Origin of the sequence: Dysgonomonas sp. 520 (genome assembly GCF_010501095.1) — a bacterium.
Taxonomy (GTDB): domain Bacteria; phylum Bacteroidota; class Bacteroidia; order Bacteroidales; family Dysgonomonadaceae; genus QVMP01.
Map to the genome: position 1 here is coordinate 1 of NZ_QVMP01000029.1, position 23813 is coordinate 23813.

Here is a 23813-nt window from a genome sequence, read left to right on the forward strand (position 1 = left end):
ATCTGGGCATATACATTCGATAAATTATACAAACTATAAATAGCAACTTGAATTAATTATTTAAAATATTCAGCACACCGAGTTAGTAAGTGAAATAGGCTATTAGTACTCCTTCTGACCAACATCAAAAAAAAGAATCAAGAAGCCTGAATCCATACCATCAAATTTATATCACAGAATAAAGATACTTGAAAACAAAATCAAGATTCCGGATGTTTATATCTATAATCATTTAGTTATTTCTATTTAAAATATAAAAGTTATGGAATTAGGTTTATTATGGTCAATTATCATCGGGATATTGGCAGGTTTTTTGGCAGGGTACATTTTCAAGGGAGCTGGCTTCGGACTTGTGGTCAACTTAATTATTGGACTTGTTGGCAGCCTTCTCGGAGGATGGATTTTCGGATTATTGGGACTTTCGGTCAATAGCACGCTAGGCGTGTTGGTCATGTCCATTATCGGGGCATTGGTTTTGCTCTGGATTGTGTCGCTGTTTAAACGAAAGTGAAACATATTCAGTAGTCGAAAAAAACGGATTGTTTGACAACAAAGTGCAGTCCAAAAAGTCGGACAAATTAATACTTACATTGAAAAAACAAATAGACAAAATACGCAAAGCATTGTTCGTTGCTGTAGTTTTTGTCTTGTTGAGAGTGTTTGCTCAAAATTTTGGACAATCCATTGTTTCTTTCAAGATAAAAAAACCGATCTCTATGTAAGGAGATCGGTTTTTCAGGACCAGTTAAGTCACATATTATTTTTTCTTCCCTTGGTTGGCTACAGCCTCCATCAATTTTTTGATTTCCTCCGGATCTCCCAAGAAATAATCTTTTACAAGATTCAAATCATCATCAAATTCAAATACATAAGGTACTGCCGTTGGCAAGTTCAAAGAAACGATATCTTCATCAGAAATACCTTTAAGATATTTGATGATACCACGCAAACTGTTTCCGTGAGCAGCTACCAATATTTGATCATGCTCTACTAATGATGGGTAAATTGTTCCTTCCCAATATGGCACAATACGCTCTACTGTTTCTTTCAAAGATTCGGTTAATGGCAAAAATGCTTTTGGAACACCTGCGTAACGGGCATCTACAAATGGAGAACGTTCGTCATCTTTTGCCAATGGTGCGGGAGGCACATCATAGCTGCGACGCCATACAAGAACTTGCTCGTCACCATATTTTTCTGCAGTTTCCGCCTTGTTCAAGCCTTGAAGCATGCCATAGTGTTTCTCGTTCAATCTCCAAGTTTTTTGAACAGGAATCCAGTCCAGATTCATTTGATCTAAAATGTTGTTAAGAGTCTTCACAGCTCTTTTCAGGTAAGAAGTAAAAGCCAACTCGAATTGGAAGCCTTCCGCTTTCAATAGCTGACCTGCTTTTGTTGCTTCTTCCACACCTTTTTCCGATAAATCAACATCCGTCCATCCGGTAAAACGGTTTTCTTTATTCCATACACTTTCTCCGTGACGGATCAAAACTACTTTTTTCATCTATTCTCTAATTTTAAAAATATCCAATAAATTTAGGGTGTGACAAAATTAAGAAAATTAATTCTAATCATAACTATATCACGCTTTTTTCTGAAAAACAAAAGGAACTGACGGAGAGTTCCGACAGTCCCTTATAATATATGCTTTTCATTTAAAACTATTTATATTTGAATATGTTTTCATATTCCGTGTCATATTTCTTTATCCCTGTCGGATAACCATCACAATCATAGATATATATCGTGTAATGATTGTTCTCTATATCTTCACACTCCCCGTTTTTATTATCACAATGGTAGAGATAAGTACTTTTAACCCGATTGTTCTTTCCTGCATAATCAATATCATCTGTATATACCCAATACCAAGCCGGCATATTTATATCAGAATAAACCGATTTTTGGTTGTCGTATTTGTGTGTTGCAGTGCAATATTTTGAATTGTTATAATAGATTACGCTCTCAATCAGATTATTATTGCTATCGTAAGAGCAATATTCTACACTGTTACTGTATGGTCTTCTTGTTTCGATAAGGAGTTTCTTTTCATTTAACAATAAAATTCCAATTACAAAATCTATATATTCATACTTTCTGGTCACGAAGACAGTATCGCCCTTGTACGAAAATTCATCATAATAATCATCGGTATTAGATACATGATCAAAAGTCTCGTATTTAACAAGTTTTCCACCCTTACTATATGTATATTTATCTTCCTTAAATACAAAAGCACGACCATCTATTATTTGCTTTTTGATTAATTTCGTCAGCTTATTTTTCGAGCCATATTCAAACAGGAATAATTTGCCACCTTGGGCAACGTAATCTATTTCTCGAATAAGTTTTCCGTGAGTGTCATCATCACTACAAGAAGTAAGGCCTACAACTAAGCTGATAATAAGAAACAGGAAAGATCGGAGATTTAAGTTCATAGCTTATTCAAACAGTGTTATTTTATGCAAAAATACAACAAATAAAGCCAAAACACAAAAAAGACTTAGATCCGAAAGATATTCCATTACAAAATATTGCCAATAACAAATGGAAGCACAACTTTTCAAGCAATCATCTTGTTAAAAATGGCAAAGAAAGCCAATATTCGAGTCAAAATTTTTGTTGGTTCTATTTTATTGTTAAACTTTGGCGTAAATTGAACGAAATACACACAACACATTTTTTATATGATGGACAAAATAAAAATTTATTGCCAAAACACGAAATCGTATTGCGAAGTCGTACCCGGAACAAGCCTTCTCGAAATTCAGAAAGAGATGGATGTGAAAATGAAATACCTCATCGTTAACGCAAAAGTGAATAACAAAACCGAACCGTTGAGTTTCAAGGTATACGCACCGAAAACCGTTGAATTTAACGACTTGTCCGACCCCTCGGGAATGAGGACTTATGTGCGCTCGCTTTGTTTTCTTTTTGCCAAGGCAATAAACGAACTTTATCCTCATACCCAGCTCAATATAGAACACCCCATTGCCAGAGGCTATTACTGCAAGGTGGCCACTTTAAAAAATTTCACGGAATATCATGTCGACAAAATAAAGGCAAAAATGCAGGAGTTGATAGACATGGATATCCCGTTCGAACCGGTGGAAGAAAAAACAGAAGATGTTGTCCGCCTGTTTCGTGAACAAGGTTTTGAAGACAAAGCTCTGCTGTTGGAAACTTCCAATCAGGTGTATTCAAAATATTACAGACTTGGCGATTATGTCGACTATTTCTATGGCTCGTTGATGCCTTCGAGCGGAATGATCAGTATTTTCGATATCGAACTCTATAAAGACGGATTGCTGCTGCGGGTTCCTAACCGTTCGCATCCGGTAGAACTGGAACCGGTTATCGACCAATCGAAGATGTTCCGTGTTTATAAAGAACAGCTAGACTTGCTTCGCTTGCTTGAGATGAACAATGTTGGAGACTTGAACAAAGCGATTGACTCAGGACGAATCTCGGAAGTTATAAAAATATCGGAGGCATGGCAGGAAAAAACAATTGCCAACATAGCCGAACAAATTGCAGCCCGTTTCAACAACGGAGTCAGGGTTGTACTTATATCGGGACCGTCGTCTTCGGGGAAAACAACTTTCCGTAAACGCATGGAGGTTCAATTGATGGTGAACGGCATCAAACCCGTAGGAATATCTTTAGATGATTATTTTGTCAACAGGGAAGATACGCCGCTAGACGACAAAGGAGAATATGACTACGAATCGCTCTATTCCCTTGATCTTGAACTGTTCAACAAGGACATGCTTCACTTGCTGAATGGGGAGAAAGTTGCACTTCCTACCTACAACTTCACCACAGGAAAACGGGAATATAAAAAAGGTCACGAGCTGCAAATAGAAGAGCATAATGTATTGATTATAGAGGGAATACATGGCCTGAATCCGATCTTGACGGAACAAATAGAAGATAAGAAAAAGTTCAAGATATATGTGTCTGCGCTTACCACGATATCGCTCGACAACCATAACTGGATATCTACATCCGACAACCGTTTGCTACGACGCCTCATACGGGACTACAAATACCGCAGCTATTCGGCCATCGACACCATCTCCCGTTGGAACAGTGTGCGTACAGGTGAAGATAAATGGATATTCCCATTTCAGGAAAACGCCGATGTGATGTTCAATTCGGCAATGATATACGAATTGGCAGCTTTGCGTCGCTATGCCGAACCCATACTGATGCAGGTTCCCAAGAATGTTCCCGAATATGCGGAGGCTTATCGCTTCCTCAATTTTTTGAGCTATTTCAACTTTTTAGGGGATAAGGAACTGCCTCCGACATCCTTGCTTAGGGAGTTTCTCGGAGGAAGTAGTTTCAAATACTAATGCCAATCTGTATTTGGATTTTCTATAATAAAAACGTTAGTTTTTATTCGACGTTTTTTTGCTGCCGTGCCTCTTGCAGATGCCATTTCGCCTAATGGGTGTAAACGTGACATTTGGCTAATTGACGGGGTACCCACACAGCGCAGATAAGCGACTAGAACAAAAAGCTGTTTGAGCATAGCCGAACCACTCTGATTTTGACAGACTTTTGGTGCGAGTTATTTTTTGTTCAGCTTATAAGCTGTTTGTGGGTCGGCAAGAAGCCTTAGTCACAAAAAGCCTTTTTGATTCCTTTTGAGGCTTTGGTCAAAAGGGATGCAAGGAATTTTAATTCCGCGCAGTGTATTATATAATATAAAAGAACATATTAAATAAACAGCGAAACACAGATTCGCTTCATTTTACTTTAAATTTGAAACAAAGTATGATAATTAAAAGTGCTAAATTCGTAATTAGTAATACTGACTATAAGAAATGCCCCGAAGACGGAAAATTGGAATATGCCTTTATCGGCAGATCGAATGTGGGCAAGTCGTCATTAATCAATATGTTGACTAACCATCATGGCTTGGCTATGGCCTCGTCTAAACCGGGAAAAACCCAACTGATCAATCATTTTCTGATCAACGACGAATGGTATCTTGTCGATCTTCCCGGTTATGGATATGCGCAACGGGGAAAAGAAGGTCGGGAGCAAATCAGAAAAATAATAGATTCATACATACAATACAGGGCCGAATTGACTAACCTGTTCCTTTTGCTCGATTGCCGGCATGCTCCCCAGAAAATTGATCTGGAGTTTATGCAATGGCTGGGAGAAGAGGGTGTGCCGTTCGCTATTATTTTCACGAAGACAGACAAAATAAGCAAATCGAAGCTCAAGGAGAATGTTGCTGTCTATATAGATAAATTGGAAGAAACCTGGGATGAACTTCCCCCGATATTTTACACTTCATCCGAACATAAAATAGGCAGGGATGAGGTGCTTGATTACATTGAGAGTATAAACGAAAGTATTGAGCGATGAATAAAGAAGATATAAAGTATATGCAGATGGCTATCTCGCTTGCCGAGAAAAGTGTTAGCGATGGAGGAGGCCCTTTTGGCGCAGTGATAGTTAAGGATGGTAAGGTGGTTGCGAAAGGCAATAACAATGTAACTGTCAAGAACGACCCTACAGCCCATGCCGAAGTGACTGTTATCAGGAAAGCATGCAAGAAACTAGGCACATTCGATCTCTCGGGGTGTGTGATCTATACCTCGTGCGAACCCTGTCCGATGTGTCTTTCTGCAATATATTGGGCTCATCTGGACAAAATATATTACGGATGCACCAAGACTGATGCGAAAGACATTGGCTTCGACGATTCTTTTATCTATGACGAGATTGCCTTAAAACCTGAAAAAAGAAGTATCGGAGCCGAAAACATTATGCGCAAAGAATCTCTTTCCGCCTTTCGTATGTGGGAAGAAAAAGACGACAAAACAGAATATTAAGCCGCGAGGGTTATATCTTTTCTCCGTATGCCAAGTCTCCGGCATCGCCAAGTCCGGGAACGATATACGAATTTTCGTCAAGTTCGGGGTCTATTGCTGCCGTCCAGATAGTAGTAATGGCGTCGGGAAAATGCTTCTCACAAAAATCTATCGCATACTGGCTGGATATAATGCTGGCAATGTGGATGCTGGCAGGTTTGCCTTTGGTAGTCAAAGCCTGATATGACAACTCCATACTGCTTCCGGTTGCTAACATAGGATCGGTAAGTATCAGTGTTTTGCCTTCCAGATTGGGAGACGAAATATATTCGATACTTATATTGAAGCTCTGATGTGTTTCCTTGTATTTACGATATGCCGACACAAAAGCGTTTTCGGCTTTATCGAAGTAGTTTAGAAATCCGTGATGAAAGCCGAGTCCTGCCCTGAGTATGGTTCCCAAAACTATTTTATCCGTAATTTTTTTAGCAGGAGCAATCCCCAGAGGCGTTTGCACTTCATAGTTTTCGTAGTGTATGGATTTGCTTATTTCGTAAGCCATAATCTCCCCAATACGCTCAATGTTACGCCTAAACCTCAGGCTGTCGGTTTGTACATTCACATCCCTGATTTCGCTTATATAGATATTGAGCAATGAATTTTGCTCTGAAAGATTAACTATTTTCATTATATCGTGTTTAATAATTATTTTACCTCGTCTTTCGGACTGTTGCAAATAGACGAGTTGGCTATTTTTTTTATTTCAAAGATATAAAAATATTTTCTCCGATTGCTATTCCATAATTACTGATTGGCATTAATAATAAAGAGCTAAACAAAAACAAACACACTTTTGTTAAAGCAATTGAGAGAAAATTAATAAAACCACTTATTTTTTATCTTACATTTGTATGACATTTGTAGTGAAAATTTTGAATGAAGAGATATTGGCAAATACTAAAGAAGTATAAGTATAGTCTGGCACTCAGCCCGTTTCTGATACTTGTTTCTGCACTGAGCGAAACCACACAACCATATCTGATGTCGCAGATCATCGATGATGGAATTATGGCGAACAGCATTGGTGCGGTTTATTCTATCGGTATAAAAATGGTAATTGTCTCCATCATTGGTTTGGTGGCGAGTTTTATAAACATACGAGTGTCGTCTAAAACAGCCGTTGGTTTCGGCACAGATTTGAGAACGGCCTTATTCGACAAGATTCAACAGCTATCGTTTTCCGACATAGACCGTTTCAGCACATCGTCGCTTATTACCCGCCTCACAAATGACAACTCCAAGATACAACAACTGATACTGATGTCGATGCGCTTGTTGCTGCGTGCGCCTATGATGCTGGTGATGGCTACTTTTTTCGCTGTCAGCATCAATACCGGATTGGCTTCTGTTCTCATGATCTCAATACCCATACTAGGACTGTGCGTATATGCCATTTTAAGTAAAGGATTTCCATTTTTTGTTAAAATACAACAAAAGATAGATAATCTGAATAGCGTTGTCCGTGAAAACCTGATAAACATACGGGTTATCAAATCCTTTGTCCGTGAAGATTTTGAAGTAGAAAAATTCAGGGAAACAAGCGAAGATCTCCGTGATACCGTTATAAAGGCATCCAATATTATTGTCACCATTTTTCCGGCTATGCAGCTGATACTGAATCTGTCTATCCTTGCCATCTTGTGGTTTGGCGGACAGAAAGTGATATCGGGAAATATGAAGGTTGGCGAACTTGTTTCGTTTGTCAACTATCTCACACAGATATTAATGTCGCTCATGATGCTTTCTATGGTCATCATGTCGTTTGCCCGTGCGGCGGCTTCATCCAAACGAATCACGGAAGTGTTGGATGCTGAACCGTCCCTTTCCAACACAAAGGAGGGATTAGAAAACAAGCATCAAATAGAAGGAGGCGATGTGACTTTCCGAAATGTATGCTTCAGATATTCGGGTGGAGAAACAGATGTGCTTAAAGACATAGATTTTGTGGTGAAGCGGGGCGAAACCATCGCAATAGCCGGAGCAACGGGGTCGGCAAAAAGTTCTCTCCTGCAACTGATCCCTCGTTTGTATGATGTCACATCGGGTGAAATTCTGATTGACGGCATCAACGTAAAAGACTATAATCTGGACGAACTTCATGCAAAAATAGGCATGGTTTTACAAAACAACGACCTGTTTACAGGAACAATAGAAGAAAACCTGCGTTGGGGAAAACCCGATGCCACCCGGCACGAAATAGAAGAAGCTGCGAAAGCCGCTCAGGCTCACGATTTCATTACATCTTTCACCGATGGGTATCAAACCCTGTTGGGGCGAGGAGGAGTAAATGTTTCGGGAGGTCAGAAACAGCGGATATGTATTGCAAGGGCATTGCTCAGGAAACCCAAAGTTTTAATTCTGGACGACAGTACAAGCGCCGTAGATACAGACACGGAACAAAAAATACGGACAAACCTGAACCGTTTGTTGAACAGCACAACCGTATTTATCGTAACGCAACGGGTGAATACGATGCAGTCTGCCGACAGGGTTCTGGTGCTGGACGACGGCGAAATAGCAGCTTTGGGAACTCCGTCCGAACTGCTCGAAAATTCGGAGGCATATAAAGAAATTTATAATTCGCAACAACTGGTAATGTAGCACATGGCACACGGAAACGGAGATAAACGAAAATACGAAAAGCCTAAGGAAGTGAAAAAATCTTTCCTGAGGCTGTTGACTTATATGACAGGCGACCGGAAAAGGTTGACCGTGATATTTGTCCTGATTGTCGTTTCCATCACTTGCAGTTTGGTGGGTTCGTATATGATACGCCCCATCATTAACGACTACATTTTGCCCGGAAACATTCCCGGATTAATAATCATGCTAATTGTACTTGCTGCCGTTTACCTTTGCGGAGTGGCGGCTACGTTCGTAGAATACCGCCTGCTGAACAAGATAGGGCAAAATACGGTGACACGTTTGCGGATGGAGCTGTTCAGGAAAATGGAAATCCTGCCAATCTCCTTTTTCGACAAAAATCAGCATGGCGATATAATGAGCCGCTACACAAACGATATCGACAAGATAAGCGATGTGCTTACGGATAGCCTTGCCGACCTGTTTTCAAGTGCGCTGACCTTGATTGGCATATTCTGCCTGATGATATATATCAGTCCGCTGTTGACATTGGTTTCCATTATCACCATTCCTCTGATGTTTTTGAGTGCCAACATAATTGTGAAGAAAAGTAAGAAATATTTTCAGGCACAACAACAAAAACTGGGCGAGGTAAATGGCTACATCGAAGAAATGATTAGCGGTCAGAAGGTTGTGAAAGTCTTCGGTCACGAAAAGAAGGTGGAAGCCGACTTCGATATACTGAATCAGGATTTAAAAGAAAAGTCGGAAAAAGCACAGCTCTATTCAGGTATGATGATGCCCATTATGCAAAACCTGAGCACGATCAACTATGTCGTTATTTCCATTGTCGGAGCACTACTCGCCATATTCAGAGGTTTTGACGTGGGCGGATTAGCTGCTTTTCTTCAATATTCGCGTCAATTTAGCCGTCCCATTGTCGAACTGGCAAGTTTGTATAATAACATTCAGGCGGCACTTGCCGGAGCGGAACGTATTTTTCAGGTGATAGACGAACCCTCGGAGCCGGCAGATAAACCCGATGCTAAAAATCTTTCGGGTATTCGTGGCGACTTGAAAATGGAGGATGTTTTTTTCGGATATAAACCCGAAAAACTGATATTGAAAGGTGTATCGCTTGAAGCGAAACCGGGAATGAAAATAGCTCTGGTAGGTGCAACGGGAGCAGGAAAGACAACCATATTGAACATGTTGCCCCGTTTTTTCGATATAAAATCGGGCGAGATAACAATTGATGGCATTTCCACACAAGATGTCACCCGAAAAAGCCTGCGCCGGTCTATGGCAATTGTATTGCAAGACACACACCTTTTCACAGGAACGGTTTGTGAGAACATTCGTTTCGGACGACTCGACGCAACAGACGAGGAGGTTGTGGAAGCAGCAAAACTTACCGCCGCTCATTCGTTCATAAAACGTTTGCCTCAAGGTTATCAGACTTTGCTGGAAAACGATGGAGCAAACCTCAGTCAAGGTCAGCGGCAACTACTGAACATTGCACGAGCAGCCATTGCCGATCCTGCAATTCTATTGTTGGATGAGGCTACAAGCAATATCGACACCCGAAGCGAAATACTGATTCAGAGAGGCTTGGACAAATTGATGCAGGGGCGCACCAGTATCATTATCGCCCACCGCCTATCCACTGTGAGAAATGCCGATAAAATTTTGGTGATGGATAAAGGACAGATCATTGAATGCGGAACCCACGATCAGCTCATCGCAGAAAAAGGTCATTACTACAATTTGTACAAAAATCAGTTTGAAGAATTATAAAAACAGTTGTAAACTATATAGAGCAAATCTGATTTTACAGACTCTCGGTGCAGCTATTTTTATTTAGAAGGCGTGCAGAAAAAATTCACGTTATTTTAATATTTCTTTGATAATATATCAAATTTTATATCTTTGTTATCACAAACTATTACATTAATAAATTTTACAAACTAATTTTTAACATCATGTTGTAAAAGGGGCAATACCGATAGTGTAAATTACATAGATGAATAAAAGATTTGTAAAACATTGAAAATAAGAGGATAGAGAGAAAAGAAAGAAAAATAACAATCGAAACGGATAGTGCACACTTGAAATTAGTTTGATATTACTTGAAACAATGGGTGAATGTTTAAAGTGCTTTTTTAATTTCTGTTTAAACTCAGATTAATTATGATTTAAACTTTCTGCACATCTTGATTCGTAATACGGCGTACATCGCCAGATGAAAGGGTTTCTGTTTTGACTATTATAAAGCGACTATCGACATACGGGTGTGTGTTGAGGTCGCTTTTGTCTAATGTGGATTTAGAAACGTTTAAAACGCTTTTATTTGCTTCGTATAATGCTGTGAGAGAAGTGTATGTTTTTACTTTTAATGGCTTTTGTTGAATGAAAACAAATACTTTCATATTGCAATAATTTTTATTCATTGCTAATATAATATATTATTTTATCAAAAACAAAGATTTGAGGTTAAGATATGGTATTGTAACGTATAGATACCTTTACGAGTGCCAATGCCCGTATGTGAGAAACATCTTCATCTTTGGGGTCGTGGTGTGTGTTGTGACTTACCAGTCGAAAATATTTGTCTCCTTTGTCTGATTTTTGAACGTATTTCACTGTTAAATATTGGTCGTCGCCATCGTCAATATCTAGTAGGTATATTTCGCCAAAACGCACATTCATAATATCTTGTATTGTCTTATAGCAAACGATGTCACCCGCTTTCAGTATCGGGTACATAGAATCGCCCCGAATGAATAACGCACCATCGCATTTGGGTGCGTTGGGTATTGTTATAAAATCTAATGGAACTTGTGTGTTTTGGTTTGAAAATAAAACGTTTAGTCCTGCCGTTGCCTCTAATTCGTATAATGGGATCAATTGTTTGTCGACCCCGTAGTAATCCGTTTTGAGGCTATGCAGAGATACTTCGTGTTCATCGTCGTTTAAACGGTTTGTGTCGTTCCGTTTTTCCTCTATTTTTTCTTCGTTTTTGTCGTTAGGTACGGATTTAGATACGGATTTAGATACGGATTTTTCTGCCGATTTTAACATATCGCCGTTACCTGTTACAAGCCATTCAATATTAACTTCTGGATAATAGGCGATAAATCTCGCCGTATTTTCTTCGCTCATTCCGCTATCTTGGTCTAATACACCCCTAGTAATACCCGTTTCTTTATAAAACTGGTATTTCGTAATACGCTTTTTATCAATAAATTGCAATACCCTTTGCTTTATAGACGATTTTTCTCGCTTGTTTTCTTGCATATACAATATTTCTCGCTTATCTTTGTTTGAAAATAATAACAAAGTAAAGTAAAAATATGGATATAGGAAAGTTGCTTAAAAGCATAGAAAGAATACGGGTTCACGGTGATGCCGTTCGTATAGCTAGAAAGGTGAATGAAGACCGTGAGAAAAACGGTGAAAAAAAAATTACTCCTGAATATGTGAGAATGATGTTAACAGGTGACAGGAAAATGACGGCTGATGTGGCTGAATTTTCTGAAACATACTTTAAAACAATTGAAAAATTAATGATATGAAAGAGGGAACAAAAGCGATATTGTTAGGTGTGATTTTGATCGCCCTGATTCTGTTGGCTTCACATCTGGACTATAAATGGAATGTGAAGCCTGAAATTGATAAACAAACCGAAAAAAGAAAATGATTATGACAGGATTTATTTTTTACGACAAGACAGGGGGTGTTATTCTGTTGCCTCAGGACTGGGAAGACAAGCAGCAACGTGTTAAGGAATTGATAGAGAAGCGGAAAGTGGCAAAGATAATGTTGCAGACTTCCAACGGATTGAATCAGGTTAGTATTGAGGATTTTAAAAAGCATGCAGGATTATGAGAAAGTTGATTAGGAAAGTAATTGAGCCGATAGTTAGAGAGATAGTTAAGGGGTCGAAAGAACTCAATATCACTGTGAATATTGACAAGGTGATTGAAAAAGTGGAATATAAGAAACCGCTAGATGAAAATTTTGATAAAGAGTTGTACACATGGTTGGAGAAAATCACGTCTAAAGATTCTCCTATCCCTCAATCGGATGAAATAAGAAAAAAATATTAATCCTGAACGGTTTTGACAGGCGGTTCGATTCCGCCTGCAGGAACAAACACCTCCCCCGACCCCTCCAACAGAGGGGAGATAAGAGGAAAAAAAATTTAAATAGTTACAAGTAGACAAGTTACGAGTTGCAAGACCGTAACGACAACGACTAGAAATAATTAAATGCCAACGATTCATAATAACATACTTTGTGTAACAGTTGATGAGCTTGTTGACGATTGTGGAGTAAGTAAACGTACTGTAATAGATGGTTTGCTTTCGCAACGCAAAGGTTTGGTCTACTGTTGGGCTCACCATAAAGAGGGGCGCAAGGTGTATATTCATTATGACGAGTTGAAAGATAATTATAAACTGCTTATAAAAACTATTCTGTGCGGTGGTGTTGAGCCTGCATTGTGGTTGAAAAACAAAGAGGCTGAGAAGTTAAACAATGAATTGACTGAACTGTGCGGGAACCTTAACAGTATGGTCGAGGTGATGCCGTCGGATGTGAAAACTTTTGCAGACAGCATGTTATTCACACCTCAGGAAGTGCAACAACTTGCCCGTGCTGCGGGATGGTTGCGACTGTGGCGACGGATGGACACGAAGACCGCCCGCAGTTATGGTTTTGTGTCGGTGAAAGATATTCAGACAGAGATATTTAAACGCTGTTTAAACGAACAAAATAACGGATTTGTAAAGTTTCCGAGAGTGATAACCACTCAACGCATACTTGACCGCAAAGCCCGTGAGTTTGCAAAAGAGGGTTTGAATTGTTTGATAAATGGCGGTTTCGGTAATGCCAATCGTGAAAAGATAGACACAAGTGTTCATGCAAAACTAATGGATTTGGCGGGTAATCCTGTTAAATTTTCATTTGAAGACATCGGCTTGTTCTACAATAGTGATGCAAAAAACGAGGGTTTGCCTCGCATGACAGTTTCGGCGATTAAACAGCATTTAAATAAGCCTAAGAACCAACGTATTTGGATGTATGCCCGTCATGGCAAATTAGACGTTGACTTGTTGATGCAGCCGCAAATAGAGCGTGACGCCGTGAGTCGTGCGGATGCCTTATGGTCGCTAGACGGCACGACAATGCAATTGTATTACAGAGACAGTAACGGCAAAGTGAAATCGGATTTGTATGTTTATTTTGTTGTTGATGTGTATAGTTCTGCCATAATCGGTTATTCGGTTGCTTTCTCGGAAAGTACAGGTATGGTTGCCGAGGCGTTGAAAATGGCAATAGACACATACGGCTACAAACCCTATCAACTTCAATACGACAACGGTTCGGCGAATGTGAACAAAGTAATGCACAGTATTATGTCGAACATGAGCCGTGTGCATTTTCCGTGTACGCCCTATCACGGAAATTCGAAATATATAGAAACCTATATCGGTCACTTCCAACAACGTGTTTTGCGCTATAATGAGGCTTTCAAAGGCGGGAACATTACAACACAAAGCCTGAATTCAAAGGCTAATCCCGAATTGCTAAAGGCTCTGAAAGCCGACGACCGATTGAAGTCGGAGCAGGAAATAATAGAAATGTTTGCAGATGCCGTGAACGTTTGGAACAACAGAGGTGAAAAGCGTAACAGTTACGGCGAATGGGTAGGCGAAACAAAAGCCGAAAAATATCAGCATGAACATGCAGACCGTAAACAATTGAACTACTTTGAGAAAATCAGCCTGTTTATGGGTGAAATGCCTCAGCCTTACCAATATAAACAACAGGGAATCACTATTACAATGAGTGGTAAAACCCGCAAATATATTGTGCCTGATGATAACGGAATAGGCGACTTTGAATTTAACCGCCTGTATTTGCGTGAATGGTTTCATGTGAGAATTAACCCGTTGAATCCTGACTTTATCACCTTGTATAAGAATGGCAAATTGGTCGCCACAGCGCACGAAAAAGAGAAATATGCGGCTTGTGTTGCGGATATGAAAAATAAACCGAATGACGCATCTAAAATCAAACAATTCATTGCTCAGAAAGAAATGTACGGCTATGATTATGCCATGCGAGAAATGGAGCGTCAACGGGTAGTATTGCACAGTGAGGGTTTGAAAGCTACGGGTACGGACGGTTTCGGATGGCACGATATGCCTAAATCGGACTATAACAATATTCAAAACAAAATAGAGGATATGCGTAACGGAATGACGGACGTCAGCGATGTTGATTCGGCTAAAAATGCGCTATTGAATTGGTAAAACAGAAAACTTATAAATCAAATAATTATGACAATTACAGCAGAAATTAAACAAATGGTTGTTGATACCCTGTTCCAAGACATGAAAGACAGGGGTATTGAATCGCAGGCAGAATATGCAAGATATATCAAGGCTCTTTTGTCCGTTCCATTTGACAAGGCGGCTTTATCCTCAATCAAGAAGCCTGAGAAACGTAATATGTTGAAAGATTCGACATGGCTAAAGTTAGCGACACATTTCAACCTTTTGTCTGACGGCTCGTGGAATATTGCGCCTACACATGGCTACATCACTATGACAACTTATTTGAACACCTGTAAAAAACACGGACTTTGGAAAGTGGTTTGCGATCATGCCAGTTTTGGAAAGACAACGGCTGCAATGGATTTTTGCAATAAGCATAAAGATACTGCTTTCTATATTGATTGTTCGGAATATACCACAAAAGGCGATTTCATCACGGCTTTGGCTCGTCAGTTTGGTTTGGAAAGAACGGGAACTTTTAACCAATTGTGGCAAGATGTGACCGACGAATTGTTGTTGCTAGATAAGCCGTTGCTTGTTCTTGACGAGTTTGGCGACGTTCACGACAGTATCATCACTTTATTGAAGTCGTTGTATAATAAAGCAAACAGAGGTGATCATGTGGCACTTGGTGTACTTCATATAGGTGCTGACAATCTAAAAAAACGCATGATTGATGGTAAGCGCAAACAAAAACAAAGTTATGCGGAATATTGGAGTAGAATCGGCGACGATCTATTAACGCTCAACTTTCACAATCCGGAAAAACCGAAGCAGGCGGCTAAATTACTGGAATCGGATGCCGAGAAAATATTAGAGTTGAATATGCCCGAATCGTTGGCGGAATACAAGGATGATATTTTGAAGAAAGTAGTATGTATGCGTAATCTGAGAATTATACGTGAGCAAATAAACATAAAGGCAGATTTAAAAAACCTTAGTAATTAATTATTTAAACAGTATTTAAACAATGAGATTTATCACACAACAAGACTTGGTTTCATTCGGGAACTATCTCTTATCAGAAGAAAGAGCCGCAACGATAGAGAGCAAAGAGAACAAAAGCAAGGTTCACGATTGTGATGTTGCCAATTGGAAAGAAAAAGAGATACAGAAAGAAAAGAAGTAAATCCCGAACGGTTTTTGACAGGCGGTTCGATTCCGCCTGCGGGAACAATACACCTCCCCCGACCCCTCCAATAGAGGGGAGATAAGAGGAAAAAAAATTAAATAGTTACAAGTAGGCAAGTTACGAGTTGCAAGAATTAAAGAATACGATTATGAGTGATTTCGCACGGTTTTACGCCCTTTTGAAACAAATGCCACATGCAGACAAGGAAGAACTTGTTTTTGTGTATAGCGACAGTAAAACAACATCGTTGCGTGAATTTCTTCGCATGGATGCAATAGGTTTCTCAAAGATGGTTAGCGATATGCAACATCAGGTTGACGAATTGAAACAAAATGAGGAAAAGCCACAGGAAAACGAAGTTGTTAAACGTCGTTTTCGTAGTCTCATTCTTCGTGCTATGCAAGATCAAGGCGTTACGGTTAAAAATGGTGATTGGTCGGACGTAAACAATTTTGTTGAACGTTATGCAGGTGCAGGGAAACGGCTTTCAAAAATGACGCTTGATGAATTGAAAATCTTTAATTCTCAGGTGCATAAATTATTAGATTGGCACAAAGCCCAAATAGAGAAACGTGCGAGAATTGCATTAATGAATTGATTGTAAAAAACGATGGCATACAACAGGTATAATTTTTTGTTACGGGTTAAGGAGGTTAACGAATTGTATTTCAAATATGATGCAATGGGCGTTACAGCCGAACGTATCTACACAGATCATGTGTACCCGCAATATAAGATTAGCCGTACAACGTTTTTCGCATACCTGAAAATTCCATATTACAAGGAATTGGAACAAGAAGAAAATGCAAAGGCAAAGCGGGAAGCCGCACGAGCCGCACAATTGAATTTATTTGACGAAAACGAAAATTTTAAAATATAGGGTTATGTACGAATATTACGAACTTATGACGGATGAAGACTTTGCGGAAATGCGACGACAAGCGCAAAAATTGATAGATCAATTTAACGCAAACGAGAAAAATATGATACGTGTGCAATTGGACAAAAGCACAGTTGTTGAGATCGCTTCTGGCAAAGACGCAGACAGGATTATTAAACGGTTGATGAAAGGTAAGATAAACTAAAATATGACTTTACAAGAAAAAATAAATCATGCTATTACTGTTATCCGTAAAGCAGAAAAACTCGCATTAAAATATAGTGATGAGGGTTTTCATCTGGCTTTTTCGGGGGGTAAAGATAGCCAAGTTATTTATCATCTTGCAAAGATGGCAGGTGTAAAATTTAAAGCCTATTTCTATAAGACATCTGTTGACCCAAAAGAATTGTTATCATTCATTCGAAACAATTATCCTGATGTTGAGTGGATTCGTCCAAAATACACAATGTTTCAATTGATTTTGAAAAAGAAAAACTTACCTACTCGCAGAAGTCGTTTTTGTTGTGAATATATCAAAGAAAAACAAGGTTTGAACAGGGTTGTAATAATCGGAATAAGAAAATCAGAAAGTACAAACCGTTCGAAAAGAATAGAATTTACATCAGATTGTAAAAATGGTTGTGATAAAAACCTATTGTCACCAATATTGGAATTTACAGACCGTGAAGTATGGTTGTTTCTAAGAATGTTTGGTATAGAGGCTTGTTCTGTATATAAAAAACAACGCAGAATCGGTTGCATTGGCTGTCCTCTTAATAGAAATATGTTGAAAGAATTATTACAATACCCTAAGATAATGAAAGTATATATTAATACTTGTCAGAAGATTATAGACCGATATCCGAATTGCAAATTTGCGCAGAATTTTAAAGATGGTCAGGACGCTTTTAATTGGTGGGTTTCTGACATGAGCGTAAAAGAATATATCTCACTGAGAGACAGACAATATAAAATAGAATTTTAAAAACTAAAATATTATGGATTATTGGGACTTCCTGTGGTATCTGCTTTTTGAACATGAAACCGAAGCGGATAACTCTATAACTACAAAGAGGAACGGGCAAAAGAAAAATACTATGAACAAAAATATAAAGATAATGAAAGAGAATAACAAACTGAACAATTTACTTTTTAAGTTGAAAGCATTGGCAGATCAGGGCGTTGGTGGTGAAAAGGAAACCGCAGAAAGAATGCTTAAAGATTTATTAAAAAAACATGGTTTAACCATAGCCGATGTGTTTAAACAGGATTTAAAGAAGTTTGAATTTAAAGTTCCTGCAAAGCATGAATGGTTATTTTGGCGTGTTGTCTGGAGTGTTATTATTGATTGGGATTACACATACTGGAGAAGCTCTAGGTATAGGACACACATAACGCTCGAAATTGATAACTCTCAATTTATTGAGATAGAAGCAAAGTTTGATTTTTATGTAAAAGATTTTGAATCACAATTAGATTTGTTTAAATCTGCTTATACACACAAAAATAAATTATAAGCGAATCAATCACGTGAAAAAGAAGATCAAGATGATGAGAAATACGAAAAACCATCAGTCGACCGAGCAAAGATGTTTAAAATATCGGCAATGATGGACGGAATAGATAAAGCACAATTCAACAAACAATTAGAGTAATAAAATGATAACTGAATTCGCAAAAATAACGGGTATTTCGGCACATGTTTTATTGAGCAATAGCCGTCAGAAAGATGTTGTTGCGGCACGTCACGTTTATTGGACGTTGTTACATGAGGTGGGTTTTCCATATTTAACTATTGCCCGATTGAATAACAGAAACCATGCAACTGTAATAATAGCCATACACCACACGAAAGAATTGCTTTCGGTTAAAGACAGCATTGTAAATGAGATTTATAATAACACCAAACATCTAATTGAATTGAAAATGAGTCAAATAGGAAAAGAAATTTTAGAAATAGAACCTCGTCTGAATTATAGCAATCAAAAAGCAAATATAGAATGCTATACATCAAAAATATACCGTTGTCCACAGTGCTACGGTGCAGGTGGAAAGCATTACGACCAACACGACAAAGGCGGTGAACGATATGAAGCATGTTCCAATTGTAACGGAACGGGTGAGGTTCAGGGCAGAATCACGATTGAGTGGGTTTCTGTGGGAGAAATAAAGGAGAAATTTAAAGCCAAAGAAGAATGAAAAATGAAAAACTACCCAAGAAGCGAGAGCGCAAAAACAACACTATGCAGTGTGTTATTTACAGACTGAGAAAAAAGGGTATTCGAATTGACATGAGAAACAGAACAATATTTTTCAATTTTGAGAATCCCGACAGTATAGATTTTAGAGGTGTTGAACGATTGTGTAGTGAATTTGGATTTGGTTTGCAGTATGAATTTTGAAGAAATATAAAAGATATGAATAAACCTATCTTACATCTAAATCTTTGTTCTAAATGGTATGACATGATAGAACTTGGTCTAAAATTGGAGGAATACAGGGAAGATAAATCTTATTGGAATAGAGTATTTATTGAGGGGAGTATAAAAATAAAAGGAAAACTATATAAGCCCAAAGATATTATAGTTTGTTTTTCAAATGGTTACTCTAAAAATAGGCGACAAATGTATATGGAAATACAAGATTTGATATATTCAAAAGGTAAACAGAAATGGGGTGCAAAGATTGACAAGAATTATCATATATTAGTTTTAGGGCAAAAGATAAATTATTAAAATATTTTAGTTAATTTTACGGGTGGCACAATAACGTGTCGCCTATTTTTTTTATTATGATATGAAGAAATTTCTACTATACGGATGTTTAGCAGCAATTGTATTGCTTGTCTATGCTGTTTATACATCTAAAGATGAACGAGAACAAATATTGAAAGAGATTGATGCACCACCCAGTTCGGCGGTTGTTCGTGGCGATATGGGTGAGATAGAAGATGTGTCTACACCTTTTGCCCGTCGCCGTGTTGTAAATGTAACTATGCCAAACCGTACGGGTAATGATTATCTGGAAAAAGAAATACGATTTGCATTGCAATCGGTTTATAACACATACCCCGATGTGAATGCTATAATGGTGCGGCTGTTTATAAAGGGTGAAAATACGGTTATTGCTCAGGGTGTTTTTGCTCCTTATGGCAGTTGGAGTAATGCCGACCAGAATGTAAGTAGAGATAAATATAAAGTGAAAATAATATTGCCTCAATAAACAACAAAGCCTCTGAATAAGAGGCTTTGTTGTTATAATACATATTTAATCTTTTCCTTTATAGTTCCCGAAATAGGTATCTTTTCAATGATGCCGTTGATGTATTTCCGTATTCCTGTTATTTTTCGGCTGATGGTGCATGTGAATGTTATTTGATGGTAATTGAAATAATCCGTCGAAACAGGGCGTTCGTCCGAAAGAATCAATTGCGACGTTTCTTCTGTGGCTATTCCCTCAATTACATTAATAACCGTTTCGTAATAATCAATCTTTTTGCAAGCGTCGGGCAATCCTGAAATATTGGTTGTGTCTTCCAGTGCATCAGTAACCACATGAACAACTAACGACAGCTCACCGATACGGACAGCACTCTTTTTTTGCCAATCAATTGAGTAGTCGAAAAATAAGGCGGGGCATCTAAAACCCTCAAATTGATCGGGCATATCGGGTTGACTATCGTAAAGGTCAATATAGACGGGCGGTTCTGCATTGATCAGCCTGAATAATGAGTTTTCGGGGTCGTTATCGTAAAGGTCGTTTTCAGTTTCAAAAGCCTTTAAAAGAGCCTGATATAATATTTTCATAATATAATAGTTACAAGTTACAAGTAAACGAGTTACAAGTATTTTTCGTTAATAATTTTTCATTCTTCATTTTTTATGTGTATATTTGTTGTGTCGGGGATGCGTCCCGGACGACCCAAAGCGAAACATTTAACTTCGGTTGTTGTTTCGCTTTGGTATTTTTAAGGGCGTTTAAATTTTAGCACTTTCCCATCGTTTATAATGATAATACGCTCAATATTCTTTCTGTCGTTAAGTTGCCATTGACCATTAATGAACATGTCTATATATCCCTCGGTTAGCACTTCTTTTGTTTTTATGACAACCGTGTCGGCTTGTGTCGCTGCTTGTTGCACCCGCTTCGACATATTGTTTTTTCCTGTCTCTTTAAATTCGGCGGGTTTGCCGTCAATGAACGCATCAGGACATTTAGTCGGGTGATTTTCTGCATAGTCTTCACCATATAGCCGTTTTCGCAATTCCGTTTCTTTTTCGTGCAATCGGGGTAACAGTTTAATATCCTTTTCGCCACTTTCGCCCAATAGCTGTGCTATGGCTCTGTTTTCTTCGGCTTCCGGCTCGTGTTGCAACATAGCATGTTCGTCGTATTCCCGACGTGACCTGTATGCGTAATCTTCGGGTAAATATTGCATCGCACGTCTTAATACATCTTTCGGAACTCCGTCGTAATACGGGTGATTCTTCGGGAATAGCAGACCTGTCTTAGATAGGTTGGTCTTGAACATTTTTTGCATAGGTGGCAATTGTAACGGTGTGGGTGTTGCCTGTGCGTCACTCTCAGGCAATTGTATAGCTTCACATCGACAATTCCAACCGTTTGGCGGGTAATAAGTTTCCCAAAAATCGTCGTTTACATGCCTAGTGATTCCGTCTAACAATTGATGCGATGCCCGTACCCTGCTGTCACCAACCGTTTGGTATTGCAACATCGGAAATATATCCGCCTCGTTTTCGTATTCCACCCAACGAGCCGCCGCCGTTGCAGATGCAACAGCCGTTTGATATTCCGTTTGCAACCAATCAACGTTATATTTGTAACCCAATTCTTCAACTGCGGCTCTGAAATCGTTGAACTCTCTCAGGTTCCCGTCTTCATCAACCAAAGTCAATGTAATATCTTGCAGTTGTTGATAGTTTTTCGCCGCCGAAAAACTGAACACATTTTCAACCAACTTTTCTAACATCAAATGATCGGGCGTTTCCCAGTCTGCGCCAATATCGCCGTAACCCTTTTTTATGGCGTCTATCAGTTCATCGGCAGTTTCTTTCACCAATTCAGGCGAATAGTGTTTGTTGTTTTGAGAATTATATACATCATCGGCTAATTTCCTTATCAGGTCGTCAAAGTTGTTTGTGAATGTATGATCTGAAACGGTTTTGTGTCCGCCGCAACATTGGCATGGTTCGTATAATTTCCGCACTTTATCATCGGGGGCAGGCGTGGCGGCTTTGTCGCTTGCCCCTACCGGAAATTTCCTGTAAATGCGTGAATTTTTCCGTTTCCTTTTGCCGTTGGCTGAAACATCATTCCGCCCCTTGGTTCTTTGCGCCCGTCGATAGGGAAATTAAACGTCTTGCTCACCCAATCGTCCGGAATATCGAAATGTTCCAATGCTCCGTTCACAACGTCCCAGTATTCTTTCAATGATAACTCGAACGATGCGTCGTACCTGAATTTGTGAATTTCGGGATTGATGTCGTGCCCCCAACGCTGCATAATTGGTATTATTTGCCCGTTGGTAACATATTCGACAATCAATTTGTCACGAGCCGCAATTTTTTCATCTAAATTTCGTTCGTGCACTTCCGACTGGCTACGTGATGAGCCATCGTCGGTTAGCATAGTGCCCCCGACAATAGGCTTTGATATTTCCGTGTTTATGCGCTCGATCTGTCTGTCGAACACGTTAAATGAATCGCCGCCCGTGAACGGTTTAATGTCTATTGTCGTACCCTCAGGAAGAACAGCCCTCGCCGCCTCGCCCAATGCGACAAGCATAGATTCTATGTTGTCTAAATCGGGTTGAGCTGTTTTGTTTGTTGTGGCTGTGATGAGCGGATGACCGTATTTTTCGGTAAATTCCGCCCACGCTTGTTGCGCATTTCTTTTCCAGATCAGTTGACCGCAAAGGTCTGCCATGATACCGAGTTTACGGGCTTTGCCAACTTTCACCAATGTAAAATTGAATGCGGGGTCTGAATAATTGAGAGACTGATTGCCTGACGCTTCAAAAAATACACGGTTAAACCTAGCCTGAACGTTTCGGCGTGGAATAACATCAAATTCAAGTTTCTGCGGGTTGATGAGTTCAAACAGCGTGTAGCCTTTAAACGGAAAATCTAACATATCCTCACGGAAGTTATAAAACCATTCTTCACGGAACAACTCTGTGCGGTCTACATCAATGTCGCCCGTTTGCCTGTCTATTATCGAAAAGTCGGCGCAAAGGGTTGCTGCTTTGCGTAGTTCCGTTTCAGAAATATAATGCCCGTCCGATTCCAAATTATCAAATAAATCTTGTAAAGCATACGAACGGGGGTCGTCGGGGTTTTTCGCTAAAGTTAGAGCATTTTGCCATTTCTGAATTTCGGCACGGTTACGATCTTGAAATTCGCTTACAATCTTTGCAACGATCGTTTTATCTTCCGAGAGTTTTAATGCGTTTTTAGGCATCTTTTCAGCCAAAGCCAAAGGATTGCCCCACTTGTCTATCAAAATATTATTTAAACTACTTTTAAACGGCATATTTTTTAATATTTGTTGTTGTTAGGTTTGTATAATGAGAATATGCGCACTTGCCCCGAATAATCATCGCTAGGGATAGGAGGCAAATCGGTGGGTGAAGTTCCGTTGCCGACATCTTCCAGCCACGTCATTGCGTCGTTGTATCTCAACTGCCTGTATTCGGGGATTTGTCGGGGTGCTTTTTTGGCATACAAATGATATATAGCAATATCAATTGTAATCATGACAATGTATTCGTCTCGGTCGTCGCCTGTTTTGTTGAATATGTTTGTCAGGTCGTAACGCCCTGCCAACCGTTTTTTTATTTGGCTGATCGCCATTCTTTCGGCTTTCCGAAGTTCCCGTTTATCTTCGGTCTTATCTAATAGGTTTAACACATCCGCTTGTGTCTGTACACCGTAGTCATCATCTGTTAAAAATGCCATAAT

General features: G+C 39.2%; 30 protein-coding genes. 21 read left to right on the forward strand and 9 right to left on the reverse strand.

From position 1 onward, the window contains the following. Positions 1 to 262 precede the first annotated feature (262 nt). Positions 263 to 511, forward strand: a complete 249-nt coding sequence (locus tag D0T56_RS14695; protein ID WP_163320922.1) for a GlsB/YeaQ/YmgE family stress response membrane protein — start codon at positions 263 to 265, stop codon at positions 509 to 511. A 246-nt stretch (positions 512 to 757) separates the two neighbouring features. On the opposite strand, the gene gpmA is transcribed toward D0T56_RS14695, so the two are convergent. After that, positions 758 to 1504, reverse strand: a complete 747-nt coding sequence (gene gpmA, locus D0T56_RS14700) for a 2,3-diphosphoglycerate-dependent phosphoglycerate mutase (RefSeq protein ID WP_163320923.1) — start codon at positions 1502 to 1504, stop codon at positions 758 to 760. A 157-nt stretch (positions 1505 to 1661) separates the two neighbouring features. Beyond that, on the reverse strand, positions 1662 to 2438 hold the full coding sequence (locus D0T56_RS14705) for a hypothetical protein (protein ID WP_163320924.1): 777 nt from the start codon (positions 2436 to 2438) through the stop codon (positions 1662 to 1664). 249 nt (positions 2439 to 2687) lie between these two features. Here D0T56_RS14705 and D0T56_RS14710 point away from each other — a divergent pair, with 249 nt between their 5' ends. The 3 genes from D0T56_RS14710 to D0T56_RS14720 all read left to right on the forward strand — a co-directional run bounded on the left by D0T56_RS14710 (position 2688) and on the right by D0T56_RS14720 (position 5855). Next, positions 2688 to 4358 carry a nucleoside kinase gene (locus D0T56_RS14710; protein ID WP_163320925.1) on the forward strand — a complete coding sequence of 557 codons (1671 nt, stop codon included), beginning with the start codon at positions 2688 to 2690 and terminating at the stop codon, positions 4356 to 4358. Positions 4359 to 4782: 424 nt separating this feature from the next. Further along, a complete protein-coding gene (yihA, locus tag D0T56_RS14715; protein ID WP_163320926.1) occupies positions 4783 to 5385 on the forward strand; it encodes a ribosome biogenesis GTP-binding protein YihA/YsxC in 603 nt (200 codons plus the stop codon). Further along, positions 5382 to 5855 carry a nucleoside deaminase gene (locus D0T56_RS14720; protein WP_163320927.1) on the forward strand — a complete coding sequence of 158 codons (474 nt, stop codon included), beginning with the start codon at positions 5382 to 5384 and terminating at the stop codon, positions 5853 to 5855. Before yihA ends, D0T56_RS14720 begins: the two co-directional genes overlap by 4 nt. A 10-nt stretch (positions 5856 to 5865) precedes the next feature. Here D0T56_RS14720 and upp read toward each other — a convergent pair whose 3' ends face one another. Beyond that, on the reverse strand, positions 5866 to 6522 hold the full coding sequence (gene upp, locus D0T56_RS14725; protein WP_163320928.1) for a uracil phosphoribosyltransferase: 657 nt from the start codon (positions 6520 to 6522) through the stop codon (positions 5866 to 5868). A 248-nt stretch (positions 6523 to 6770) separates the two neighbouring features. On the opposite strand from upp, the gene D0T56_RS14730 reads away from it, so the two are divergent. Together D0T56_RS14730 and D0T56_RS14735 are read left to right on the forward strand one after the other, a co-directional pair. Then, positions 6771 to 8495, forward strand: a complete 1725-nt coding sequence (locus D0T56_RS14730; protein WP_163320929.1) for an ABC transporter ATP-binding protein — start codon at positions 6771 to 6773, stop codon at positions 8493 to 8495. A gap of 3 nt (positions 8496 to 8498) precedes the next feature. After that, entirely contained in the window at positions 8499 to 10274 is a 1776-nt protein-coding gene (locus tag D0T56_RS14735) for an ABC transporter ATP-binding protein (protein ID WP_163320930.1), read from the forward strand. 398 nt (positions 10275 to 10672) lie between these two features. Here D0T56_RS14735 and D0T56_RS14740 read toward each other — a convergent pair whose 3' ends face one another. Both D0T56_RS14740 and D0T56_RS14745 read right to left on the reverse strand, forming a co-directional pair. Continuing rightward, positions 10673 to 10906, reverse strand: coding sequence for a hypothetical protein (locus D0T56_RS14740; protein ID WP_163320931.1), 234 nt, complete (start codon positions 10904 to 10906; stop codon positions 10673 to 10675). 64 nt (positions 10907 to 10970) lie between these two features. After that, entirely contained in the window at positions 10971 to 11774 is an 804-nt protein-coding gene (locus tag D0T56_RS14745; RefSeq protein ID WP_163320932.1) for a S24 family peptidase, read from the reverse strand. Between the two features lie 56 nt (positions 11775 to 11830). Between D0T56_RS14745 and D0T56_RS14750 the strand changes: the two genes are divergently transcribed. The 15 genes from D0T56_RS14750 to D0T56_RS14815 all read left to right on the forward strand — a co-directional run bounded on the left by D0T56_RS14750 (position 11831) and on the right by D0T56_RS14815 (position 20055). Then, the gene (locus tag D0T56_RS14750; RefSeq protein ID WP_163320933.1) at positions 11831 to 12052 is read left to right on the forward strand and encodes a hypothetical protein; all 222 of its coding nucleotides are present in this window, start codon (positions 11831 to 11833) and stop codon (positions 12050 to 12052) included. After that, positions 12049 to 12177, forward strand: coding sequence for a hypothetical protein (locus D0T56_RS16805; protein WP_255491190.1), 129 nt, complete (start codon positions 12049 to 12051; stop codon positions 12175 to 12177). The genes D0T56_RS14750 and D0T56_RS16805 overlap by 4 nt, the downstream gene beginning before the upstream one ends. 2 nt (positions 12178 to 12179) lie before the next feature. Then, positions 12180 to 12365, forward strand: a complete 186-nt coding sequence (locus D0T56_RS14755; protein WP_163320934.1) for a hypothetical protein — start codon at positions 12180 to 12182, stop codon at positions 12363 to 12365. After that, the gene (locus tag D0T56_RS14760; protein WP_163320935.1) at positions 12362 to 12586 is read left to right on the forward strand and encodes a hypothetical protein; all 225 of its coding nucleotides are present in this window, start codon (positions 12362 to 12364) and stop codon (positions 12584 to 12586) included. The genes D0T56_RS14755 and D0T56_RS14760 overlap by 4 nt, the downstream gene beginning before the upstream one ends. A 162-nt stretch (positions 12587 to 12748) precedes the next feature. Then, a complete protein-coding gene (locus tag D0T56_RS14765; protein ID WP_163320936.1) occupies positions 12749 to 14797 on the forward strand; it encodes a DDE-type integrase/transposase/recombinase in 2049 nt (682 codons plus the stop codon). 27 nt (positions 14798 to 14824) lie between these two features. Then, a complete protein-coding gene (locus tag D0T56_RS14770) occupies positions 14825 to 15769 on the forward strand; it encodes an AAA family ATPase (protein WP_163320937.1) in 945 nt (314 codons plus the stop codon). A gap of 22 nt (positions 15770 to 15791) precedes the next feature. Next, positions 15792 to 15950: a hypothetical protein gene (locus tag D0T56_RS14775; RefSeq protein ID WP_163320938.1), complete on the forward strand. Its 159-nt coding sequence runs from the start codon at positions 15792 to 15794 to the stop codon at positions 15948 to 15950. Positions 15951 to 16101: 151 nt separating this feature from the next. Beyond that, positions 16102 to 16551, forward strand: coding sequence for a hypothetical protein (locus D0T56_RS14780; protein WP_163320939.1), 450 nt, complete (start codon positions 16102 to 16104; stop codon positions 16549 to 16551). 12 nt (positions 16552 to 16563) lie between these two features. Beyond that, positions 16564 to 16833, forward strand: a complete 270-nt coding sequence (locus tag D0T56_RS14785) for a hypothetical protein (RefSeq protein WP_163320940.1) — start codon at positions 16564 to 16566, stop codon at positions 16831 to 16833. Between the two features lie 4 nt (positions 16834 to 16837). Beyond that, positions 16838 to 17038 carry a hypothetical protein gene (locus D0T56_RS14790; protein WP_163320941.1) on the forward strand — a complete coding sequence of 67 codons (201 nt, stop codon included), beginning with the start codon at positions 16838 to 16840 and terminating at the stop codon, positions 17036 to 17038. Positions 17039 to 17041: 3 nt separating this feature from the next. Further along, positions 17042 to 17818, forward strand: a complete 777-nt coding sequence (locus D0T56_RS14795) for a phosphoadenosine phosphosulfate reductase family protein (RefSeq protein WP_163320942.1) — start codon at positions 17042 to 17044, stop codon at positions 17816 to 17818. A 13-nt stretch (positions 17819 to 17831) separates the two neighbouring features. Beyond that, complete coding sequence (locus D0T56_RS14800; protein WP_163320943.1) at positions 17832 to 18350, forward strand: hypothetical protein; 519 nt, start codon at positions 17832 to 17834, stop codon at positions 18348 to 18350. A gap of 142 nt (positions 18351 to 18492) precedes the next feature. After that, entirely contained in the window at positions 18493 to 19032 is a 540-nt protein-coding gene (locus tag D0T56_RS14805; protein ID WP_163320944.1) for a helix-turn-helix domain-containing protein, read from the forward strand. Between the two features lie 218 nt (positions 19033 to 19250). Next, positions 19251 to 19568, forward strand: coding sequence for an ASCH domain-containing protein (locus D0T56_RS14810; protein WP_163320945.1), 318 nt, complete (start codon positions 19251 to 19253; stop codon positions 19566 to 19568). A gap of 61 nt (positions 19569 to 19629) precedes the next feature. Further along, positions 19630 to 20055 (forward strand): hypothetical protein, encoded by a 426-nt coding sequence (locus tag D0T56_RS14815; protein ID WP_163320946.1) that lies wholly within the window; start codon positions 19630 to 19632, stop codon positions 20053 to 20055. A gap of 32 nt (positions 20056 to 20087) precedes the next feature. On the opposite strand, the gene D0T56_RS14820 is transcribed toward D0T56_RS14815, so the two are convergent. From D0T56_RS14820 to D0T56_RS14835, 4 genes are all read right to left on the reverse strand, one after another. Then, complete coding sequence (locus tag D0T56_RS14820; RefSeq protein WP_163320947.1) at positions 20088 to 20639, reverse strand: hypothetical protein; 552 nt, start codon at positions 20637 to 20639, stop codon at positions 20088 to 20090. A 161-nt stretch (positions 20640 to 20800) separates the two neighbouring features. Further along, positions 20801 to 22060 carry a phage minor head protein gene (locus D0T56_RS14825; RefSeq protein ID WP_163320948.1) on the reverse strand — a complete coding sequence of 420 codons (1260 nt, stop codon included), beginning with the start codon at positions 22058 to 22060 and terminating at the stop codon, positions 20801 to 20803. 41 nt (positions 22061 to 22101) lie between these two features. Next, entirely contained in the window at positions 22102 to 23385 is a 1284-nt protein-coding gene (locus tag D0T56_RS14830; RefSeq protein WP_163320949.1) for a DUF935 family protein, read from the reverse strand. A gap of 5 nt (positions 23386 to 23390) precedes the next feature. Continuing rightward, positions 23391 to 23810: a phage protein Gp36 family protein gene (locus tag D0T56_RS14835; protein ID WP_163320950.1), complete on the reverse strand. Its 420-nt coding sequence runs from the start codon at positions 23808 to 23810 to the stop codon at positions 23391 to 23393. Positions 23811 to 23813: the final 3 nt, after the last annotated feature.

Excerpts from the sequence above, each read along its gene's own strand:
- D0T56_RS14695 (WP_163320922.1), top strand. The coding sequence starts at position 263 with ATGGAATTAGGTTTATTATGGTCAATTATCATCGGGATATTGGCAGGT.
- gpmA (WP_163320923.1), bottom strand. The coding sequence starts at position 1,504 with ATGAAAAAAGTAGTTTTGATCCGTCACGGAGAAAGTGTATGGAATAAA.
- D0T56_RS14705 (WP_163320924.1), bottom strand. The coding sequence starts at position 2,438 with ATGAACTTAAATCTCCGATCTTTCCTGTTTCTTATTATCAGCTTAGTT.
- D0T56_RS14710 (WP_163320925.1), top strand. The coding sequence starts at position 2,688 with ATGATGGACAAAATAAAAATTTATTGCCAAAACACGAAATCGTATTGC.
- yihA (WP_163320926.1), top strand. The coding sequence starts at position 4,783 with ATGATAATTAAAAGTGCTAAATTCGTAATTAGTAATACTGACTATAAG.
- D0T56_RS14720 (WP_163320927.1), top strand. The coding sequence starts at position 5,382 with ATGAATAAAGAAGATATAAAGTATATGCAGATGGCTATCTCGCTTGCC.
- upp (WP_163320928.1), bottom strand. The coding sequence starts at position 6,522 with ATGAAAATAGTTAATCTTTCAGAGCAAAATTCATTGCTCAATATCTAT.
- D0T56_RS14730 (WP_163320929.1), top strand. The coding sequence starts at position 6,771 with ATGAAGAGATATTGGCAAATACTAAAGAAGTATAAGTATAGTCTGGCA.
- D0T56_RS14735 (WP_163320930.1), top strand. The coding sequence starts at position 8,499 with ATGGCACACGGAAACGGAGATAAACGAAAATACGAAAAGCCTAAGGAA.
- D0T56_RS14740 (WP_163320931.1), bottom strand. The coding sequence starts at position 10,906 with ATGAAAGTATTTGTTTTCATTCAACAAAAGCCATTAAAAGTAAAAACA.
- D0T56_RS14745 (WP_163320932.1), bottom strand. The coding sequence starts at position 11,774 with ATGCAAGAAAACAAGCGAGAAAAATCGTCTATAAAGCAAAGGGTATTG.
- D0T56_RS14750 (WP_163320933.1), top strand. The coding sequence starts at position 11,831 with ATGGATATAGGAAAGTTGCTTAAAAGCATAGAAAGAATACGGGTTCAC.
- D0T56_RS16805 (WP_255491190.1), top strand. The coding sequence starts at position 12,049 with ATGAAAGAGGGAACAAAAGCGATATTGTTAGGTGTGATTTTGATCGCC.
- D0T56_RS14755 (WP_163320934.1), top strand. The coding sequence starts at position 12,180 with ATGACAGGATTTATTTTTTACGACAAGACAGGGGGTGTTATTCTGTTG.
- D0T56_RS14760 (WP_163320935.1), top strand. The coding sequence starts at position 12,362 with ATGAGAAAGTTGATTAGGAAAGTAATTGAGCCGATAGTTAGAGAGATA.
- D0T56_RS14765 (WP_163320936.1), top strand. The coding sequence starts at position 12,749 with ATGCCAACGATTCATAATAACATACTTTGTGTAACAGTTGATGAGCTT.
- D0T56_RS14770 (WP_163320937.1), top strand. The coding sequence starts at position 14,825 with ATGACAATTACAGCAGAAATTAAACAAATGGTTGTTGATACCCTGTTC.
- D0T56_RS14775 (WP_163320938.1), top strand. The coding sequence starts at position 15,792 with ATGAGATTTATCACACAACAAGACTTGGTTTCATTCGGGAACTATCTC.
- D0T56_RS14780 (WP_163320939.1), top strand. The coding sequence starts at position 16,102 with ATGAGTGATTTCGCACGGTTTTACGCCCTTTTGAAACAAATGCCACAT.
- D0T56_RS14785 (WP_163320940.1), top strand. The coding sequence starts at position 16,564 with ATGGCATACAACAGGTATAATTTTTTGTTACGGGTTAAGGAGGTTAAC.
- D0T56_RS14790 (WP_163320941.1), top strand. The coding sequence starts at position 16,838 with ATGTACGAATATTACGAACTTATGACGGATGAAGACTTTGCGGAAATG.
- D0T56_RS14795 (WP_163320942.1), top strand. The coding sequence starts at position 17,042 with ATGACTTTACAAGAAAAAATAAATCATGCTATTACTGTTATCCGTAAA.
- D0T56_RS14800 (WP_163320943.1), top strand. The coding sequence starts at position 17,832 with ATGGATTATTGGGACTTCCTGTGGTATCTGCTTTTTGAACATGAAACC.
- D0T56_RS14805 (WP_163320944.1), top strand. The coding sequence starts at position 18,493 with ATGATAACTGAATTCGCAAAAATAACGGGTATTTCGGCACATGTTTTA.
- D0T56_RS14810 (WP_163320945.1), top strand. The coding sequence starts at position 19,251 with ATGAATAAACCTATCTTACATCTAAATCTTTGTTCTAAATGGTATGAC.
- D0T56_RS14815 (WP_163320946.1), top strand. The coding sequence starts at position 19,630 with ATGAAGAAATTTCTACTATACGGATGTTTAGCAGCAATTGTATTGCTT.
- D0T56_RS14820 (WP_163320947.1), bottom strand. The coding sequence starts at position 20,639 with ATGAAAATATTATATCAGGCTCTTTTAAAGGCTTTTGAAACTGAAAAC.
- D0T56_RS14830 (WP_163320949.1), bottom strand. The coding sequence starts at position 23,385 with ATGCCGTTTAAAAGTAGTTTAAATAATATTTTGATAGACAAGTGGGGC.
- D0T56_RS14835 (WP_163320950.1), bottom strand. The coding sequence starts at position 23,810 with ATGGCATTTTTAACAGATGATGACTACGGTGTACAGACACAAGCGGAT.